This window comes from Hymenobacter lutimineralis (genome assembly GCF_008271285.1).
Classification (GTDB): Bacteria; Bacteroidota; Bacteroidia; order Cytophagales; family Hymenobacteraceae; genus Hymenobacter; species Hymenobacter lutimineralis.
Genome location: NZ_VTHL01000036.1, coordinates 1 through 15,545, shown reverse-complemented (window position 1 = coordinate 15,545; position 15,545 = coordinate 1). Strand labels below are relative to the sequence as shown.

General features: G+C 62.6%; 18 protein-coding genes. 15 read left to right on the top strand and 3 right to left on the bottom strand.

The features are described 5' to 3' along the window. Positions 1–27 precede the first annotated feature (27 nt). Positions 28–414, bottom strand: a complete 387-nt coding sequence (locus FY528_RS20625; RefSeq protein ID WP_149072903.1) for a hypothetical protein — start codon at positions 412–414, stop codon at positions 28–30. Between the two features lie 249 nt (positions 415–663). Between FY528_RS20625 and FY528_RS20620 the strand changes: the two genes are divergently transcribed. From FY528_RS20620 to FY528_RS20565, 12 genes are all read left to right on the top strand, one after another. Continuing rightward, positions 664–1,344, top strand: a complete 681-nt coding sequence (locus FY528_RS20620; protein WP_149072902.1) for a hypothetical protein — start codon at positions 664–666, stop codon at positions 1,342–1,344. 58 nt (positions 1,345–1,402) lie between these two features. Further along, on the top strand, positions 1,403–1,822 hold the full coding sequence (locus FY528_RS20615; RefSeq protein ID WP_149072901.1) for a hypothetical protein: 420 nt from the start codon (positions 1,403–1,405) through the stop codon (positions 1,820–1,822). A 7-nt stretch (positions 1,823–1,829) separates the two neighbouring features. Beyond that, positions 1,830–2,159, top strand: coding sequence for a hypothetical protein (locus tag FY528_RS20610; protein ID WP_129919189.1), 330 nt, complete (start codon positions 1,830–1,832; stop codon positions 2,157–2,159). Further along, a complete protein-coding gene (locus tag FY528_RS20605; RefSeq protein ID WP_129919190.1) occupies positions 2,128–4,743 on the top strand; it encodes a TraG/VirB4 family ATPase in 2,616 nt (871 codons plus the stop codon). Before FY528_RS20610 ends, FY528_RS20605 begins: the two co-directional genes overlap by 32 nt. Positions 4,744–4,745: 2 nt before the next feature. Further along, positions 4,746–5,876, top strand: coding sequence for a conjugal transfer protein TraG N-terminal domain-containing protein (locus FY528_RS20600; protein WP_165370364.1), 1,131 nt, complete (start codon positions 4,746–4,748; stop codon positions 5,874–5,876). Between the two features lie 182 nt (positions 5,877–6,058). After that, on the top strand, positions 6,059–6,550 hold the full coding sequence (locus FY528_RS20595; protein WP_129919192.1) for a hypothetical protein: 492 nt from the start codon (positions 6,059–6,061) through the stop codon (positions 6,548–6,550). Between the two features lie 49 nt (positions 6,551–6,599). Beyond that, positions 6,600–7,349 (top strand): conjugal transfer protein TraK, encoded by a 750-nt coding sequence (locus FY528_RS20590; RefSeq protein ID WP_129919193.1) that lies wholly within the window; start codon positions 6,600–6,602, stop codon positions 7,347–7,349. A gap of 19 nt (positions 7,350–7,368) precedes the next feature. Then, positions 7,369–8,265 (top strand): DUF4138 domain-containing protein, encoded by an 897-nt coding sequence (locus FY528_RS20585; RefSeq protein ID WP_149072900.1) that lies wholly within the window; start codon positions 7,369–7,371, stop codon positions 8,263–8,265. An 18-nt stretch (positions 8,266–8,283) separates the two neighbouring features. Further along, entirely contained in the window at positions 8,284–9,678 is a 1,395-nt protein-coding gene (gene traM / locus FY528_RS20580) for a conjugative transposon protein TraM (protein WP_149072899.1), read from the top strand. A 30-nt stretch (positions 9,679–9,708) separates the two neighbouring features. Further along, positions 9,709–10,599 carry a hypothetical protein gene (locus FY528_RS20575; RefSeq protein WP_149072898.1) on the top strand — a complete coding sequence of 297 codons (891 nt, stop codon included), beginning with the start codon at positions 9,709–9,711 and terminating at the stop codon, positions 10,597–10,599. 6 nt (positions 10,600–10,605) lie between these two features. Continuing rightward, positions 10,606–11,145 (top strand): hypothetical protein, encoded by a 540-nt coding sequence (locus tag FY528_RS20570; RefSeq protein WP_149072897.1) that lies wholly within the window; start codon positions 10,606–10,608, stop codon positions 11,143–11,145. Positions 11,146–11,163: 18 nt separating this feature from the next. After that, a complete protein-coding gene (locus tag FY528_RS20565) occupies positions 11,164–11,553 on the top strand; it encodes a hypothetical protein (protein WP_129919084.1) in 390 nt (129 codons plus the stop codon). Between the two features lie 88 nt (positions 11,554–11,641). Here FY528_RS20565 and FY528_RS20560 read toward each other — a convergent pair whose 3' ends face one another. Next, positions 11,642–11,902 carry a hypothetical protein gene (locus FY528_RS20560; protein WP_149072896.1) on the bottom strand — a complete coding sequence of 87 codons (261 nt, stop codon included), beginning with the start codon at positions 11,900–11,902 and terminating at the stop codon, positions 11,642–11,644. 592 nt (positions 11,903–12,494) lie between these two features. On the opposite strand from FY528_RS20560, the gene FY528_RS20555 reads away from it, so the two are divergent. The 3 genes from FY528_RS20555 to FY528_RS20545 are packed head-to-tail and all read left to right on the top strand — an operon-like array spanning position 12,495 to position 13,699. Continuing rightward, entirely contained in the window at positions 12,495–12,938 is a 444-nt protein-coding gene (locus FY528_RS20555; RefSeq protein WP_149072895.1) for a hypothetical protein, read from the top strand. A 10-nt stretch (positions 12,939–12,948) separates the two neighbouring features. Beyond that, positions 12,949–13,320 (top strand): hypothetical protein, encoded by a 372-nt coding sequence (locus tag FY528_RS20550; RefSeq protein ID WP_149072894.1) that lies wholly within the window; start codon positions 12,949–12,951, stop codon positions 13,318–13,320. Between the two features lies 1 nt (position 13,321). After that, the gene (locus FY528_RS20545; RefSeq protein ID WP_129919087.1) at positions 13,322–13,699 is read left to right on the top strand and encodes a hypothetical protein; all 378 of its coding nucleotides are present in this window, start codon (positions 13,322–13,324) and stop codon (positions 13,697–13,699) included. A gap of 597 nt (positions 13,700–14,296) precedes the next feature. Here FY528_RS20545 and FY528_RS20535 read toward each other — a convergent pair. Beyond that, positions 14,297–15,007 carry a DUF6088 family protein gene (locus FY528_RS20535; RefSeq protein WP_149072893.1) on the bottom strand — a complete coding sequence of 237 codons (711 nt, stop codon included), beginning with the start codon at positions 15,005–15,007 and terminating at the stop codon, positions 14,297–14,299. Positions 15,008–15,545: the final 538 nt, after the last annotated feature.

The window sequence follows — 15,545 nt, the reverse complement described above, 5'->3', positions numbered from 1 at the left end:
GGCCCCAAGCAGGAAAGCTATCCGGGGTTAGGGGGTGGACGGCGAACTAGCGGCCCGCTGCGCGGCCGCGTCGAAGAAGGCCAGCTGCTCGCGGAATTGTGCTAGTAGCTCGCTACTGCCGAACACGTACTGGTTGGCGCCGCTGCCGATGTCGATGCGCACGATTTCCGTGGGCACGCCCAGCGCGCGCAGCACCCGTTGCACGAGGCGCGGCTCGTCGCGCTTGAGCTTGCCGTTCTTCAGGTTGACGACGTTGGTATAAGTCAGGCCATGCTGGGCACAAAAAGCGGTTAACTCGCCCTGGGGAAGGGCCTTAAGACGAAACTGAACGTAGCGCAGGCACTCGCTGTAGGGCGCGGACAGGCTTAGGTCAGGAAACCCCAGCGGGGCGGAAACGTGGTCGGATGGTACCATGCGAAGAAGGGCACACTGCTGGGGGCAGTGAGAGTGAAGTATCGGAGCGATACCCCAAAGGACGCATATCGGGCTTAGAAGCCGCAACGCCATCGGGGAAAAACTCAAATCTTCTACCTCCCACCGGCCTCGTCGCCGAAACCGGCAGGCTGCTGCTTCGCTGGTAGGCGCTACATACGGCCAAGTATTTTTTAAGTTTTAACTAACTTTTTACTAACACTATCGCGCTTCCTGCCGTAAGGGGCCGGTATGCGTTCCGGAATACTCTTATTGGCGGTGATACTGGCCCTGGGCGCCCTGGCGGCGCTGCTGTGGTGGCGCTTCAAGGGCCCCGGCAAGCCCGTTGCGCCAGTGGCCGCGCTGTCGACCCGGAACCACCATTCGCTGCGCACCTTCCACTACGAAACTGCCGCGGCCGCCCAAGCCGCCGAGAAAGCTGCTACCACCGACGTCGGAGAAGCCCTGGCCCGTCTGCTTCCCAAAGAAGACCTGGCCGTTCCAGAATCTGTGCAATCTGCCGAAGAAGCGGAAGCAGCAGTTGTGGTCGACAACTCGGAACCGCTTTTGGAAGAGCCGGAAGAAGCCACGCAGGATGTGCCCGCAGAAGATGCCCCCCGCCCGTCCTCCATTCGCCACGCAGCCGGCGCGTTGGCATCCCTGCTCGATGCGCAGGAAGGTGCTGCCACGCCCCTCGCGCCAACTCTAGAGCCAACAGCGGAAGCGGACGAGGAACCGGCCGAGGCCCTCTTCCACAATCCCCTCACCGCGCCGGCCCCGACGGCCAACGACCAGGCCAACCGCGCCGCCGAAATCGCCCTGCGCCAGCAGCGCCGCGCCCGCATGAGCGCGGATGCCGCGGCCCAGCGTGCCGCCCTGAGCGACCTGTTTCCCGGTGCCGGCAGCCCCATTCCCACGACCAAACCTTCCTAACGACCACACCTGCTTTTCGGGGAGATAAGCACCCTGTTTCCACCTATTACCCTTTTCTATGCTAACCCATTTCTTTTCCCGGGCCCGTACCCACGCCGCAACGGCCACTGAAACCCTGCACACCCTGGCCGCGGCCGGCCAGACCTACCAACCTTCCCGCGCCGAGCAGCGCGTGGCGGCGCTGCTGACCACCCTGGCTCTAGCCACGAGCCCGGCCCGCGCCCAACTGGGCGGCGGGGGCGCCGCGGCCGCGCTCGAAGGCGTGCAGGAAACCGTGGTGGGCATCGTGCAGGTCATTTTCGCCATCGTGCTCATCGTGGGCCTGATTCGGGTGGTGATGAAGTTCGTGCAGGGCGCCCCGGATGCGCTGGGCTCCCTGGGCTGGCTGGTAGGCGGCGTGATTCTCTGGTTCGGCTTCCAGCTCTTCAAGGACGATTTGGTCAGCGCCGTGGGCGGTGGCGACGGAGGCGTACGCTAAGCTCGCCATGCGCTCCTACAAATCCATCGAGCGGCCCGCGCAGGTGCTGGGCATGAACATCCAGGACCTGGGCATCATGGTCGGCCTGTTCATCGGCTCGGTGCTGCTGCTGGGCTTCCTGGGCATGGCCGTCAGGATTCCGCGCCTGGTGTACCTGCTCGTTATCCTCGTCGAGCTGGGCCTGATTCTGGGCCTGCGCTACCTGAGCAAGCGGCAGGCGCCCGGCTTTCTGATGGGCTGGCTCTCCTTCACCTTCATCCAGCCCCGCCGCTTGGCGGTGGGGCCCCTTCCCACTCCTTCCACCCATGACCAAAAAGCCCAAAACGGCCGCGTTTAAGGCCGTGATGCCCGTGCACAGCTTCGAGGGCGACAAGGTGGTCTTCAAGGACGGCCGCGTCGCGGTGGGCTTCCGCGTGGAGCCCGCCGAGATGGAAAGCTGGACCTCGGACGACTACGACGCCTTCCAGACCGCACTGGTGGGCGTGCTGCGCCCCCTGCCGGTGGGCACCATCGTGCAGAAAACCGATGTCTACTACGACCGGCCCTACCGCGAGGACAAAACCCAGCAGACCTACTTCGAGAACAAGATGAACAAGCACTTCTTCGAGCGGCTCGTGCTGTTCCAGAAGTCCTACCTGTTCCTCTCGTTTGCGCCGGTGGCCGTCAAGTCGCCCAAGACCAACGCCGTGAATGCGCTGGTGGCCCGCGCCGGCGAGGCCGTGCTTAAGAACCCCTTTGCCCAGCTGGTGCACACGCTCGAAGTGGCCGAGAGCGGCGCCGTCGAATTCATTCAGGGCCTCAAGAACCTGGGCGGCGTGACCTTCGAGCGGCTGCAAAGCGAAGAGATTCACCAGCTCTACCTGCAGTACTTCAACCTCAACTTCGACGGCCAGCCCACCCGGCAGGAGCGCGAAATCGGCAACGACCTGGGCACCTTCAGCGTGGGCGAGCACAAGGTAAATGTCCTGTCGATGGTGGGTCAGGGCTCCGACGCCTACCCGGCCGTGCGCAACAGCTACGGGGTAACCGCCCCGATGCTCTACCCGCTTACTCACATCCTGCAGTGCCCGCACGTGCTCACCCAGGCGCTGCTGATTCAGGATACCCGCGCCGAGCTCAGCTCGCTGGATACCGACCGCAAGCTCAACGCCTCGCTCTCGTTTCTGGCCACGCAGGACAACCACCTGCGGGCGGCTGAAGTCGAGGAGTTCACCGCCGAGGTGCGAGCCGAGAACAAGCAGATTGTGGGCCTGCACCTCTCGTGCGTGCTCTGGGACACGAACGATACCAGCCGGCGCGAGAACGTGGAGCGGGCCACGGCCGCCTTTCGCTACATGTTCGGCACGGAAAGCGTGGTGGAAAGCTACCTGGCCCTGCCCGTATTCTTCGGCCTGCTGCCCGGCAACGCCTGGCAGGTGCCGGACCGCTGGCTGACGAGCACCGCCGACCGCGGCGCCTGCTATACCCACTGGACGGCCACCTACAAAACCGACCCGGTGGGGGAGTACCTGACCGACCGGTTCCGCAACCTAGTGCAGGTAAACCTGTTCAACACAGCTCTGGACAACCAGAATGCCATTGTCATCGGCCCTTCGGGCTCGGGGAAGAGCTACACCTTCGGCAACTTGATTGTGCAGCGCTTCGAGAAGGGCGCCCGCCAGATTATCATGGACGTGGGCGGCACCTACCGCAACGTGCTGCAGTCGCTTAACGGCGAGGATTTCGACAATACCTACTTCGAGTACGACCCGCAGCGGCCCATTGAGTTCAACCCCTTCGTGGTGCCGCGCGACGCGGCGGGCAAGTGGCTCTACAACGACGAAAAAACCAACTTTCACCTGGCTTTGCTCGCCGCGCTCTGGAAGGGCGGCAAGGACACGGCGCTCGACAAGTCCGAGCGTACCATCCTCTCGCGCTTTCTGATTGAGTACTACGCCTGCCTGAACGAGAGCCCGCGCCTGAACCAGAAAGACGAGGAATTTCCCGGCATGGAAAGCTTCTACCGCTTCGTTGAGCAGTACGACCAGGAAATGCAGAAGCCCGTGGCCCAGCCCGGCGACGGCGTGGAGCCCGACCCGCTGGACGGGGCCCGCCGTCAGTACCAGAAAAACCTGAAGTACATCGACATGCACCAGTTTTTCCTGGTGCTGGGCCAGTACATCACCGGCGGCCGCTACGAGCGGGTGCTCAACGCCAAGCGCGACGTGGATTTGAGCGAGTACCGGCTCATCTGCTTTGACCTGGCCAAGGTGCAGGCCGACCCGGACCTGTACCCGGTGGTGGCCATGCTCATCACTGAGCTGAGCCTGGACCTGTTCCGCAAATTCCCCGACGACATCAAGTACATTGCCCTGGACGAGGCCTGGACCATGCTCTCGGGCGTGCTGTCGGAATTCATCGAGTCGATGTACCGCACCATCCGCAAAACCAACGGCTCGGTGACCATCATCACCCAGGGCATCACCGAGATTACCGGCAGCAAAATCGGGCCGGCCATCATCAACAACTCGGCCACCAAGATTATCCTGCGCCACGTCAACCCCGACTCGCTGGCGCAGCTGCAGGCCCCGCTCGGCCTGACCGGTCACGAGATGGATTTGATTAAGTCGGTGCGCTCGACCGAGGCGCTGCGCGAGTTTTTCATCAAGCAAGGCGCCAAGGGCAAGGTCTTCGCCCTGGAGGCCTCCCCCCAGCTCGATGCCATCCTGACCTCCAAGCCCGTGGAGCGCAACCACCTCAACAAGCTGGTGAAGTTCTACCAGCAGACCCAGCAGCGGCCCCGGACGGATAAAAACGGCCATGTACTGCTGAACGCGGAGGGGCAGATGGAGTACGAGCCGGTGCGCGTGCAGCGCCTGGACTACGCCGTCGACCAGTTTGTGGAAGATAAGCAGGCCCGCAAAGGGTCTTTGGCGCAATGAGTATGCTGGCCATGGTTGCCTACGGCATCGACCCGGGCTTTCTGCGGGCCTGCGACCAGACCCTGCAGGTAGTGCTCACCGCCTGCCGCTTCATCACGCCCTCGCTGATGGGCATTGCGCTGCTCTACACCATCGGGCGCGGCTTTATCTCCGGCAGCGGCCTGGCTATGGACTGGGGGCCCATCATTAAGGCCACCTGGATATTCTTCCTGCTCTTCTTCTACCAGACGCTGATGGACACGCTGGGAGCGGGGCTGGCCGCTTTCACGGCCATGTTCTCCACCGACAAGTCAGCGGCTGAAGCCATTCGCGACCTGACCACGCCGGCGTCGGTAGCGGCCGCGGCCCGCAACGACTCCATGGGCATTGGCGACATCGTGGCGGGCGCCAGCTCGCTGATGACCAGCATTTCCCAGACCCTGAGCTCGTTCACGCTCTCGGGCATTCTGACGCGGCTGTTTACGGCCACTGCCGTGCTCATTATCCGCCACATCATGCAGTTCATCCAGCAGTTCATTCTGGGCTTTCTGTACGTGTGCGGGCCGATTGCCATGACGCTGTCGGTGATTCCGGCCTTCGGGCAGCTGGCCATGAAGTGGCTGCAGAACTTCCTGGCCGTGCAGCTCTGGGGGCTCACGTTCGTGCTACTCGACACCATCTACGGCTTCTATGCCGAGACGGCCCAGGCGCCCAACGGCCTGTTCAGCGGCCTGACCAACGGCCCGCAGCAGTCGGTGGACGACGAGAAATTCATGGTCATGTCCGTGGCCTTCGTACTGCTCTACGTGATGGTACCCTACCTCACGTCGATGTTCATCGGCTCCTCCGCCGTGCAGGGCTTCGTGGGCTCCATGGTCGGGTCGGCCGTGGGCGCCGCTACCGCTGTCGCCGGCGTGGCCTCGCCCGGCGGCGGGGGCCTGTCGAGTGCCGTAGGCCGGGCGATGGGCAATGGTGGCAGCCGCGGCGGGGGAGGTGGTCACAGCTCATCGGTTGGGGGAGGAGGTAGCGCCGGCAGCAGTGAAGCCAGTGAATCCGCTTCGTCCTCGGCTTCCTCGGGCCTGCCCACCATCACCATGTCGGAAGCCCTGAACCCTTCCTACCGCCAGCGGGCCTCGGGCATCTGGACCAAATAACCCATTCCTCTGACTCCCTATTCATGAAGAACCTTCCCTTATTAGTCGCCACGGGCTTTACGCTGGGTCTGACTGCAGCTTGTCAATCCAACCCCACGCCGCCGGAAACAGCAACTATTCAAGAAACGGCCGCCGCCACAAAGCCGGCAACAAACCTTCCTGCTTCACTGCCCCTTACGTCAGTGGACCTCAAGCCTGGCGTAGCCGAGCAGACGCCCCGCGAGGGCTACCTGCAGGTCGTTTCCGCCAAGGCCCTCAAAGCCGAGCCCATGCAGTTGCGGCTGCCGGCTATGTGGCAATCGGACCCGGACCGAGCCGACACCAGAAAAGAGGCGCCGGGCTACCGCATTTCCTACGAGGCCGTGCTGCAGTGGATACCCCAGGGCTTCGGTCGCCAGAAGGTGCCGGCCACTATGCCGCTCTACTCGCCCAACGGCCGGGACACCCTGTCCTCCTTCCGGGTCGGGGGCCTCAACCTGAATGTGCCCGGCCGGGAGCGGTACTCGGTCACGCCCATCGCACCCCGCAAGCCGCTGACCGTGCGCGGCACGCTCTACGCCTTTCTGGGCCAGAACGAGCAGAAGCAGCCCGCCCTGGTGGTCTACCCCTACCGCGGCCGGGCCGGCGGGTTCGATGACTCCTTCAAAAAGGTATTGCTGCCCATCAGCCAGTAGGGGCGGTTGGGAGAAAACGCACCATTTACCTCAACCAGACTTTCAATCAATGGATTCCGCCAAAGACTTAAGTACCTCTTTCTCCACCATGCGCAACCTGGCGCTGGGCAGCGTGCTGGCCCTGCTGCTCGTGGCCCTGGCCTCGGGCTTTCTCGTGTACCGGGCCTACGAAAACAGCGGCCGACGCGTGTACGTCGTCTCGCAAACCGGCTCGGTGGCGGCCCTCTCGGCCGGCAACGACGCCCACACGCCCTACGAGGCCCGCAACCTGGTGCGCCAGTTCATGCAAACCATGTTCGGCCACGACCAATACACCTACAAGGCCAACCTGGACGCCGCCCTGCCCCTGATTGAGGGGCGCGGCGGCCGGCGCATTTACGAGGGCTTCACCCGCGGGCAGGTGCTGCAGAACTACGAGCGCTACGCTGCCCGCAACGTGGTAACCGTGGACAGTGTGCTCGTGGACATGAGCAAGCGCCCCTGGTCGGGCTCGGTCTACATCAAGCAGCGCATTTTCATCGGGGGCCAGCAGAAGGAGCCCCTGCCGCTGGCCGCCAAGTTCAACCTGGTGGAAACCAACCGCTCGGACGCCAACCCCTACGGGCTGCTCATCACCAACTTCGACTACATCCCCTACGCGCCGCAGCTGACGCGGGAAGAGCAGGAGCTGCTGCAGGCTCAGGAAGCTGACCGCCAGCGCCGCCTGCAGGAAGCTGAGCGCGGCCTAGCCCCGGCCGGCGCGCCCACGGCGCCGGCTGCCCCCGCCCCAATCCCGGCACCCACCACTCCGGCTAACTAACCTTTTATCCCTTTCACCGATGCGCCTTTACACGCTTACAGCCCTTTTGGGCCTGCTTTCCCTGTTTTTTCAGCCTGCGCCGGCAGCCGCGCAAAGCTCTACCTCCCCGGCCGCTGCTGTGGTGGCAGCCGATAACCTGCTGGACGTGGCCGTGTCCGACTCCTCCACTACCTACCTGGTTTTCGGCGGGCCGGTGTCGCTGGTCGACGTGGACATGGCAGGTAACTACCTGGTCAAGATTGAGGCCAACGCCGTGTTTGTGCGGGCCAAGCGTAAGCACGCGCCGCCTACGCCCATGCTGATTCGCTACGGCTCGAAGTACTGGATGGGCCGGCTCGTGTACGTGAACCGCCCGGTGCTGCAGCTCTACGATTTTCAAAAAGACGGCGCGCTGAGCATCAACGGCAAAAGCGCCCCCTCCACGGGCGCCGCGCCGGAAAACGAACTGGCCCTGGACAAGGAGCGGGAAAAGAAAGCCGTCGTCGAGGGCAAGCTCCAGACGCTGCGCAAAGCCCGCGAGGAGCACCAGGCCGTGGCCGTGGTCGACAACGATTTGGTGCTCTCGCTGGCCAACGTGCGCAACGACAAGGATTTCACCTACCTGCGCTTCAAGGTCATCAACAAGACCAACATCGACTACAACGTGGACTTCACCGACTTCCAGCTGGTGGAAAACGCGCAGAAGAAGTTTCTGGCCCGCAAAAAAAACGAGGCCCGGCGCCCGCTGGCCCCTTCCGGCGGGGGGGCCAACCAAGTCATTACCGGCCGCACCACGGGCTACCTGACCTACGCCATCCCGCTGTACGCGGCCACCGAGCGCGGCTACCTGGAAGTGACCCTGCGCGAACTCAACGGCGCCCGCGTGCTGGTGCTGCCCGTGCCCTCCCGCGTGATTAACCGTGCGTCCACCATTTAACGCTGCTCGCCTGTTTCTATGGAACCCATCATTCCCCCTACCCAACCCGTAGCCCCGGTTGCCCGCCCCGAAAATGAGCAGTCCGCTCCGGCTACCGCGCCCGTCAAGCGTACCCCTACGGAAGTCCTGCGCTCCAACTGGATGGCCTTTGCTGGTCTGCTGCTGGTGCTCATTATCGGCGGCCTGTTTTTGTGGCTTAAATCGGCTAAAGAAGCCGCCCAGCAGGAGCGCGAGCCCGTCGCGGCGGCCTCGGCCAACATCGAGCCCGAAATCCCTTCTGTGGAAACGGCCCCGCCGGCACCGGCTGCTTCGCCTTCGGCCCAGATAGAAGCCCAGCGCCGCGCCGAACAGGACGCTCAAAGCGCCCCGGCCCGGGCCACGGACCAGGATGTCGTGGATGTATTTGCCGTTGATACCACTGGCCTAGCGCTACGCAAGCGGCGCCGGGCCCAGGCTGCTGCGCAAGCTGCTGCCCGCCGTGCCGAAGCCGCCCGCCTGGCTGCGGCCGACGTGGATACGATTGAAACCACCATTCAGGACCCTGCCACGGGCTCCTACCGGGCGCAAACCCTGGTGGTACCGCGCCGGCGCCTCACGGCGGGCGGGGGAGGTAGCCGCCGGGCGGGCACCGGTCGAAGCGGGCGCGGCTTGGTGCCTGCGCGGGACGTGGACGGTACCCCGTTTGAAACCGACCCGGACGTGCTGGCCATGCTGGGCTCCTCGCCGCCGGAAACCCGTGCGGCCTACGAGCGCATGACCGGCAAGCGCTACCGCGACCCCAACCAGACCGCGCAGCTGCTGGCTAGTCGAATAAGCGCGCCCGGCATGGATGGCTTCAACACCGTGAAAGTGGGCAACGCTACTCGGATGATGGCCCAGGGCAGCCAGCGCGAGCAGCAGCTGGCGCCCGACGTGTTTTTCAAGTGCGTCATCAACGGCGAGCAGAAGGTGCGCACCGGCTCGGTGGTCATCCTGCGCCTGCTGGAGGATGCCGTGGTTTCCGGGGTCACCTTCCCCAAGAACATGGTCTTTGCCGGCGTGGCCACCGTGGGCACCAACAACGTGACGCTCGAAGTCAACCGCCTGGGTCCGACGCGGGTGCAGGCCGACATCTACGACTTCAACTACATGCCGGGCATCATGATTGACCCGGTGAAGCGCGTGGCCCGGGAAGCCGGCATGGCCGGCAACGAGCTGCAGCAGCAAACCACCCAGGAAATCAGCACGGCCATCGACCGCTCGGCTTCGGCGGCCAATTCCGTGGTGGGCGTGGGCGGCCGGGTGGCCGCCTCGGTGCTGTCGCGGCCCAAGACGCGCACCAAGCTGCGCGACGTGCTGCTGCCCGATGGCTACCCCATCCTGATTACCACCGCGGCCGCCGGCCAGCTGGGCCCGGAAGCCGCGAACCGTTAACCTTTTCTTTTCACCTAACCGGATACGACGATGAAAAAGATGCTTTTGCCGGCCTTCGTGGCCCTGGCGCTGGTTCTGATTCCGCGTGCTGACGCCGCGGCGCAAGCCGTGGTGAACGACCCGCTGCACATGGGCGTGCACATCGGCGACTTCGCCAAGCGCCTCGCTCAGTGGACCGAAACAGTCAAAAATTACCAGGTTATCAAGGACGCCAAGCAGATTGCTGGCGTCACCAAGGACATCACCGGGCAGGTCAAGGACATTACCGACGAGACCCTGCAGCTGCAGCGCCAGGTGCAGGCCGACCTGCGCAAGGTGCAGAGCATTCAGGATTTGCGCCTCTCCAACCCCCAGGAGCTGTTTGCCCGCGCCCTGGCCATGTCCGGCCGGGGGCAGAGCAACCAGTACATGCCCGTGTTCCAGAAGGCCGAGCGCCTGCGCCAGGCCCTGCAGCTCAACAACCCCCAGCAGGACCTGAACACGGTGTACGACGTGTTTTCGCGCTTCGGCTCGGGTGCCACGGCGGGCAACAACCGCATGAGCTCCCAGCAGTACCAGCAGAAGCGCGAGGAAGCCGCCGTCTCCACGTTTGCCTACGAGGAGATGATGCAGAAAAAGAAGATTGCCACGGCCTTCGGCTACTACAAGATTGCCGATGAGATGACCCAGCAGAGCATCGAGCTGAACGCCACGCTGAAGAACCCCGGCCGTTACGCCATGACCGAAGGCGAGCGGATGGTGGCCCTGAATACCTCCAACGACAACATGATTAAGGCCATGCAGCTGCGCCAGGAAGCCGACCGGCTGCTGGCCGAAGCCGCCCAGCCCGGTCCCTCGCGGCAGGCGGCCGAAATGGTCTATTCCGACATCCTGGTGCAAAACGCCCTTATCAAAGCCGACCGGGCCCGCCCCCGCAACTAACCCCGTATGAAAAACCTATTCTTAGTGGCCCTGCTGCTGGCGGGGGCCGGCGCCGTACCGGCCTTCGCCCAGCGCCACGTTCAACACATTTCCAGCTGGGGCGCCCACCTGGGGCGCTCCGAGAAGGGAGACTACTACGAGCTGAGCTACACCAGCATGCTCACCAACCGCCTGGCCCTGCGCGCCAGCGGGTTGCGCGACGCCGGCACCCTCAGCGGCCGGGGTGAATACGCCAGCTACGTGGGCCGGGTGCTGCTCGCCCCGCAGCTGTTTCGCCTGGGCGAAGTGGCCTACGTGCACCTACTGCTGGGGGCCGCCGCCGGTTACGAGCGTACCGGCGAAAACGGCACTGGTGAGCTGGCCCCTGATGCCAAGGAGCCGCAACGCTTCACCTACGGCCCGCAGGCCGGGGCTGAAGTCGACTGCTTTCTGGGCAACCGGCTCTCGCTCGTGGCCACCACTACCAAGGGCTACCTGTTCAACACCCCCCTCATCGACCAATGGCCGGGCTATGCCAGCGCCGGCCTGCGGTACCACTTCCGCTAACCTCTGCCTTTCTGACCTATGAAACGACTGACCTATCTGCTGCTCAGTAGCCTCTTCCTGGTTACTGCGGCCGGCTGTTCCAAGGACGATGCGACGCCCGCCGGCCCCAGGGAATACCAGGTGGAGTACCGGATTTCTTCCACCACCGCCCCATTGTCCGATTACCTCAGCTACGACAACGAAAGCGGCGGCACGACTACCCTAAGCAACGTCCCGCTGCCGGCCACCTACCGCTTCAAGCGCACCATGAAGCAAGGCGACCACCTCAGTTTGCTGGCCAGCCTCGACGGGGGCACGGCCGCCTCGGAAATCACGGCGGCCATTTTGCTTGACGGGCGGGAAGTGAAAAAGGAAACCGGCCGCGGCGCCGATGCCCAGGCCGTGCCCGTGTACGTGATTGGGCAATAGGGCAACGGCCGTGCGCCGTCGCATGGCCTAAAGCCATCAGAAAGCCCGTCCAGATAGCTGGACGGGCTTTTCTTGTATACGCTCGTTGCTACTCCGCTTTGGTCAGTTCGCGCTGCAGCAAGGCCTGCAGCTGGGAGTAGGAGTCCGGGCAGATGCGCACGGCGGGCTCCGCGGCGGTGCAGTACAGGAACGTGGGGTCGGCCAGCGCCACGGCACGGGCCCAGGCAGCTTCGGAAACGTGCGCGGAAAGGGATAATAAGGGAGTAAATTCTTCTTGGATGAGCCGAATGACCAGCGTTTGGATGGCAGGGCAAATGCTGGAAAAGCGGCGATACGGACTCGCAGCCATAGAAAATATCAACGGAAAGGGTGGAAAACGCCCCGCCTGCAGCCACGGATTGGGGCCGGGCAGGAAATAGCTTATCAGCCCAGCCGCCCGCTTGAGGGCGCTGCATGTTGCTGATTTCAGTAAGTCAGGGTGCGTTACGCGAAGGAGCCCACGAAGAGGGCAGGCCGCTGCTGGATGGGCAGCGGCTGCCGGTGAGCCCAGCGCAGCCAGTCCGCAGAATGAGCCGCTGACGAGGGGCCGCTAGGCAAAGCGTAGGATTTCTGAGCTAGCATACTCGGCAATCAGTTTGGCAGGCAAAGCTAGCCAATACGGGCAAAACAGGCAGCTGTTACGCTTTTTAACTCGCAAAATTGATAGCATCCGGTACCAACTTTTACCAAGACGGCAACTCCCTGCTTAGGGAGGCCTGTGGTCTACTCAGCAAAACAGGAGAGTCTGAGCTGTAACCGCATACCTTCTCAGAATTCCACGCAATCAGTTGCGCAGCTGAGCCTACTTGACGCATTCAGACGCCTCTTATTGGAATTTATTCACCAATTTCCGCCTCATACTGGAATTTTATCCTCATTCGCTATCCCCTGCGGCGCCGTCAATGGAAAATCAGAACACCTGGGCCACTCTGCTGGAGCTGCTGCACCAGGTCGATAGGGACCTCGCTGACCCGAGCGTGTATTACCTACTAGGCGGGCACTACTACGACCGCGACAATCACCCGCGGCGCCGGCACTACCCGGCCGTGTTTTCCCTTCACCACGGCGAGGTCGCCAACCTTGAAATCGGTCCCGACTTCGTGGCCTTCGACACAGAGTTCGTGCGCCACCCGGAAGACGATGAGCCGCACGTCCCGGTCCCCTGGGTTGACCGTTTTCGCGCCACGATTCCTTTCGAGCAGCTCTACCAGTTGCTGCGCAAAGTCATCCCGCCCGGGGAGGAAGTAGACGAGCAACTCTCCTTTCTACCGACCGAGTCGGTGTACTACAACGAGCGTATCCACCGCGAGAACTACCCCACCCCGTGGACTATTAACCAGCCGTAACGACCGTCTTATGCCCCGCGAGCCGCATGATGTAGCCGCCGTTCTGCACCAGGTGCACGCCGGCCTTTCCAACCCGCAGCATCACTTCATGGTGTGCACGACCTACTTTGAGACGGAGAACGGCCCAGTCATGCTCGGCACGCTGCATCTGCACCAGAGCACGGTGTGGAATCTGCAAATCGGGACCGACGGTTTCGTGTGTGAGGTGCTGCTCCAGCCCGGCAGCCAGCAGCCCCGCTCGTCGGTGCGCGTAGCCTACGCCAACATCTGGCAGGTGCTGCGCGGGGATGGGCCCAACTTCAACGCCGGCAAGCGGGAGGGTGTGCTCTACGAAAACAACCACGTCTTATCCACCTTTGCCAAGCAGGGGCTGACTGAATAGCATGGAAGAACTGTTGCACCCACGCCACCCGCTCGACAAGCACCACCAGGCCCAGCTGCAAACCTTGCAGCAGCTGCCCGAAGGCCAGCGGGCCGAGATGGCCCGGCTGTTCCGCCTGGGCAACGCCACGTATCGGTACCAGCAGTTGGCCGACGGCGAAGTCACGGAGGAGGATTATCGGCACTGGCTGGAAGGATTGCCCGAACGTTTTCGCCAGGCCATGGAGAAAGGCGGCTTTGCGGGCGCTAAATCCAGCCTGGCCCTGCGCCGGCATGCGCTGGAGCGGCGCGACGTGGGCTATTCCGCTTTTATGCAGGCCATTTTGTCCCCGGAAGACTGGGCCTTCGAGCAGCAGCAGCGGGCTGCCGCCGGGCTGTAGAACAGGGTATCATCGGGGAACCTCAACCTGTTGCAAGCGCTGGCTTCTTCCCAAATCGAACGAGCCCCATACCGAGTGAGCCTATTGTGAGCCCATTGCTATGGCATGACCTCTCGCTAAAAAAGGCCCCTGCGTGCTGGAAAACCGCTTCCAACAAATCCAACTCCGGAGTGGTGAGCCCTTTGTGAGCCCATTAGGGAAAAAGTAAACATTAAAACAACCTCTGTTTTAATGTTTACGCTGGTTGTTGACCTTAAAAGACCTGTTTGGTCACCAGCAATATGGCGGATGCGGAGAATATCCTGCGTATTTACCGCATATTATGCGGAGAATAACCCCTTACATCCACCAACACGCTGCATAGCCAAATGCTCCCAGGATAGGCGGGCCGTGACATCGCCGACCTGGTAGAGAAAGGCATTCTCGGCCGGGACAGCGCCGGCGGCCGCAGCACCAACTACCGCCTGCGGTGGCCGGATGCTTCTGGATTGGGTGAAAGCTTGCGCACTCCTTAATTAAGGAGGGGTACGACACAACGGGCACGTTTGATAAGGGCTTAAACCTGCACGCTCCATTTTATAGCGCCAGGCTTAAGCGTCATCGGATGTTCCACCGGGGAGCGTTGGGCAGGGCCGCAGTGGTGAGGCCGAGCCGGTAGGTGGTGAACGGGTTGAGGGTTATCCGCAGTCTAGCGGCCCCCTGTATATCGCCCTGTAGTTCCAACAGCGCACCGAGCACCGCGCGGGCGCGCGGCGGAGCCAGGGTAGTGGCCAGTCCCACAAGGCGGCGGCGCTCTGCTAGGGCAAGGCTTTTAATGTGGCTCTGCACCTGGGCCAAGACTTTATCGGGCCGGGCATCGGGAATGCGGCGCAGGTCGCGCAGTACCTCCAGCCACTGGAGCAACGGCACGTCGCTGGCACGCTCCGGCGCCGGGCGCACCACAAACGCTACCCGCTTTGGCCGGGTGCGCCGCGGCTTGGCTGTCGTCACTTTAATGGTGACAGGCACCTGGGTAGTCAGACCCAGCTGGTTATAAAGTGCGGCGCCAGTGAGGTAGGCTGATACTACTCCTTCTCGGGTAGTCAGGGTGCGTAGTATGGCCCCCTCGGACAGCGGCAGCGGGCCAAACCGGCTGTTCTGTGGCCGGTAGTACTGCCCTTTGGCGTAGCGGACCACCAGCCCTTCCCGGCCTAGGCGACTCAGGGCCGCTGCTACCGCGCCAAACTCTGACGGCTCCGTCACTAGGTCTTCGTAGGTCAGCAGATTACCGGGCTCAGCCGCTAACACCTGCTGGCGGACTCGATGCATAATAGACTCCGGCATAGGACGCGTTGAAATTGATTGTGCAAAGCACGTTACAGTGTCAAGTTTTTACAAGTAAAAACTTGACACTGTTTTCCCCTAGCCGGAGTTCTTGCCGCTGAACGAGCACTGGCTTGTACCCCGGCAAATGAATCGGCAACACGGAGCAGTCCTGGTACGAGCGAAGAGGCCGGCCTCAGGTCGCTTAGCAGTGTGGTAGGTCACGCACAAATATTCTAGCCAGCCTTACCAAGCTCACCTAAGCCAGTGCCAAGTTTAGACATCATAATTGTTACTTATGATGCCAATGGCACGACAAGTGGCGGCCTTAGTCGTTGTGCAATAGGTATCGATAAGTGTGGATTATCACTACCTATATGCTATCTTGCTGCCGCCCCGAAAACCGGCTGTCTACTCCTTATATATCCTATGTTCGCATTGCCCTTTACCTTGGGTTGCTGAGAAGGAAGAAGGCGGAGTAAGATTCTTCCTTATATCAGGCGTTCGAGCCTGCCTAATATGACAATCCCCGCCTTCTTCTAGG

Coding starts and splice junctions, on each gene's coding strand:
- FY528_RS20625 (WP_149072903.1), bottom strand. CDS start 414: ATGGTACCATCCGACCACGTTTCCGCCCCGCTGGGGTTTCCTGACCTA.
- FY528_RS20620 (WP_149072902.1), top strand. CDS start 664: ATGCGTTCCGGAATACTCTTATTGGCGGTGATACTGGCCCTGGGCGCC.
- FY528_RS20615 (WP_149072901.1), top strand. CDS start 1,403: ATGCTAACCCATTTCTTTTCCCGGGCCCGTACCCACGCCGCAACGGCC.
- FY528_RS20610 (WP_129919189.1), top strand. CDS start 1,830: ATGCGCTCCTACAAATCCATCGAGCGGCCCGCGCAGGTGCTGGGCATG.
- FY528_RS20605 (WP_129919190.1), top strand. CDS start 2,128: ATGACCAAAAAGCCCAAAACGGCCGCGTTTAAGGCCGTGATGCCCGTG.
- FY528_RS20600 (WP_165370364.1), top strand. CDS start 4,746: ATGCTGGCCATGGTTGCCTACGGCATCGACCCGGGCTTTCTGCGGGCC.
- FY528_RS20590 (WP_129919193.1), top strand. CDS start 6,600: ATGGATTCCGCCAAAGACTTAAGTACCTCTTTCTCCACCATGCGCAAC.
- FY528_RS20585 (WP_149072900.1), top strand. CDS start 7,369: ATGCGCCTTTACACGCTTACAGCCCTTTTGGGCCTGCTTTCCCTGTTT.
- traM (WP_149072899.1), top strand. CDS start 8,284: ATGGAACCCATCATTCCCCCTACCCAACCCGTAGCCCCGGTTGCCCGC.
- FY528_RS20575 (WP_149072898.1), top strand. CDS start 9,709: ATGAAAAAGATGCTTTTGCCGGCCTTCGTGGCCCTGGCGCTGGTTCTG.
- FY528_RS20570 (WP_149072897.1), top strand. CDS start 10,606: ATGAAAAACCTATTCTTAGTGGCCCTGCTGCTGGCGGGGGCCGGCGCC.
- FY528_RS20565 (WP_129919084.1), top strand. CDS start 11,164: ATGAAACGACTGACCTATCTGCTGCTCAGTAGCCTCTTCCTGGTTACT.
- FY528_RS20560 (WP_149072896.1), bottom strand. CDS start 11,902: ATGGCTGCGAGTCCGTATCGCCGCTTTTCCAGCATTTGCCCTGCCATC.
- FY528_RS20555 (WP_149072895.1), top strand. CDS start 12,495: ATGGAAAATCAGAACACCTGGGCCACTCTGCTGGAGCTGCTGCACCAG.
- FY528_RS20550 (WP_149072894.1), top strand. CDS start 12,949: ATGCCCCGCGAGCCGCATGATGTAGCCGCCGTTCTGCACCAGGTGCAC.
- FY528_RS20545 (WP_129919087.1), top strand. CDS start 13,322: ATGGAAGAACTGTTGCACCCACGCCACCCGCTCGACAAGCACCACCAG.
- FY528_RS20535 (WP_149072893.1), bottom strand. CDS start 15,007: ATGCATCGAGTCCGCCAGCAGGTGTTAGCGGCTGAGCCCGGTAATCTG.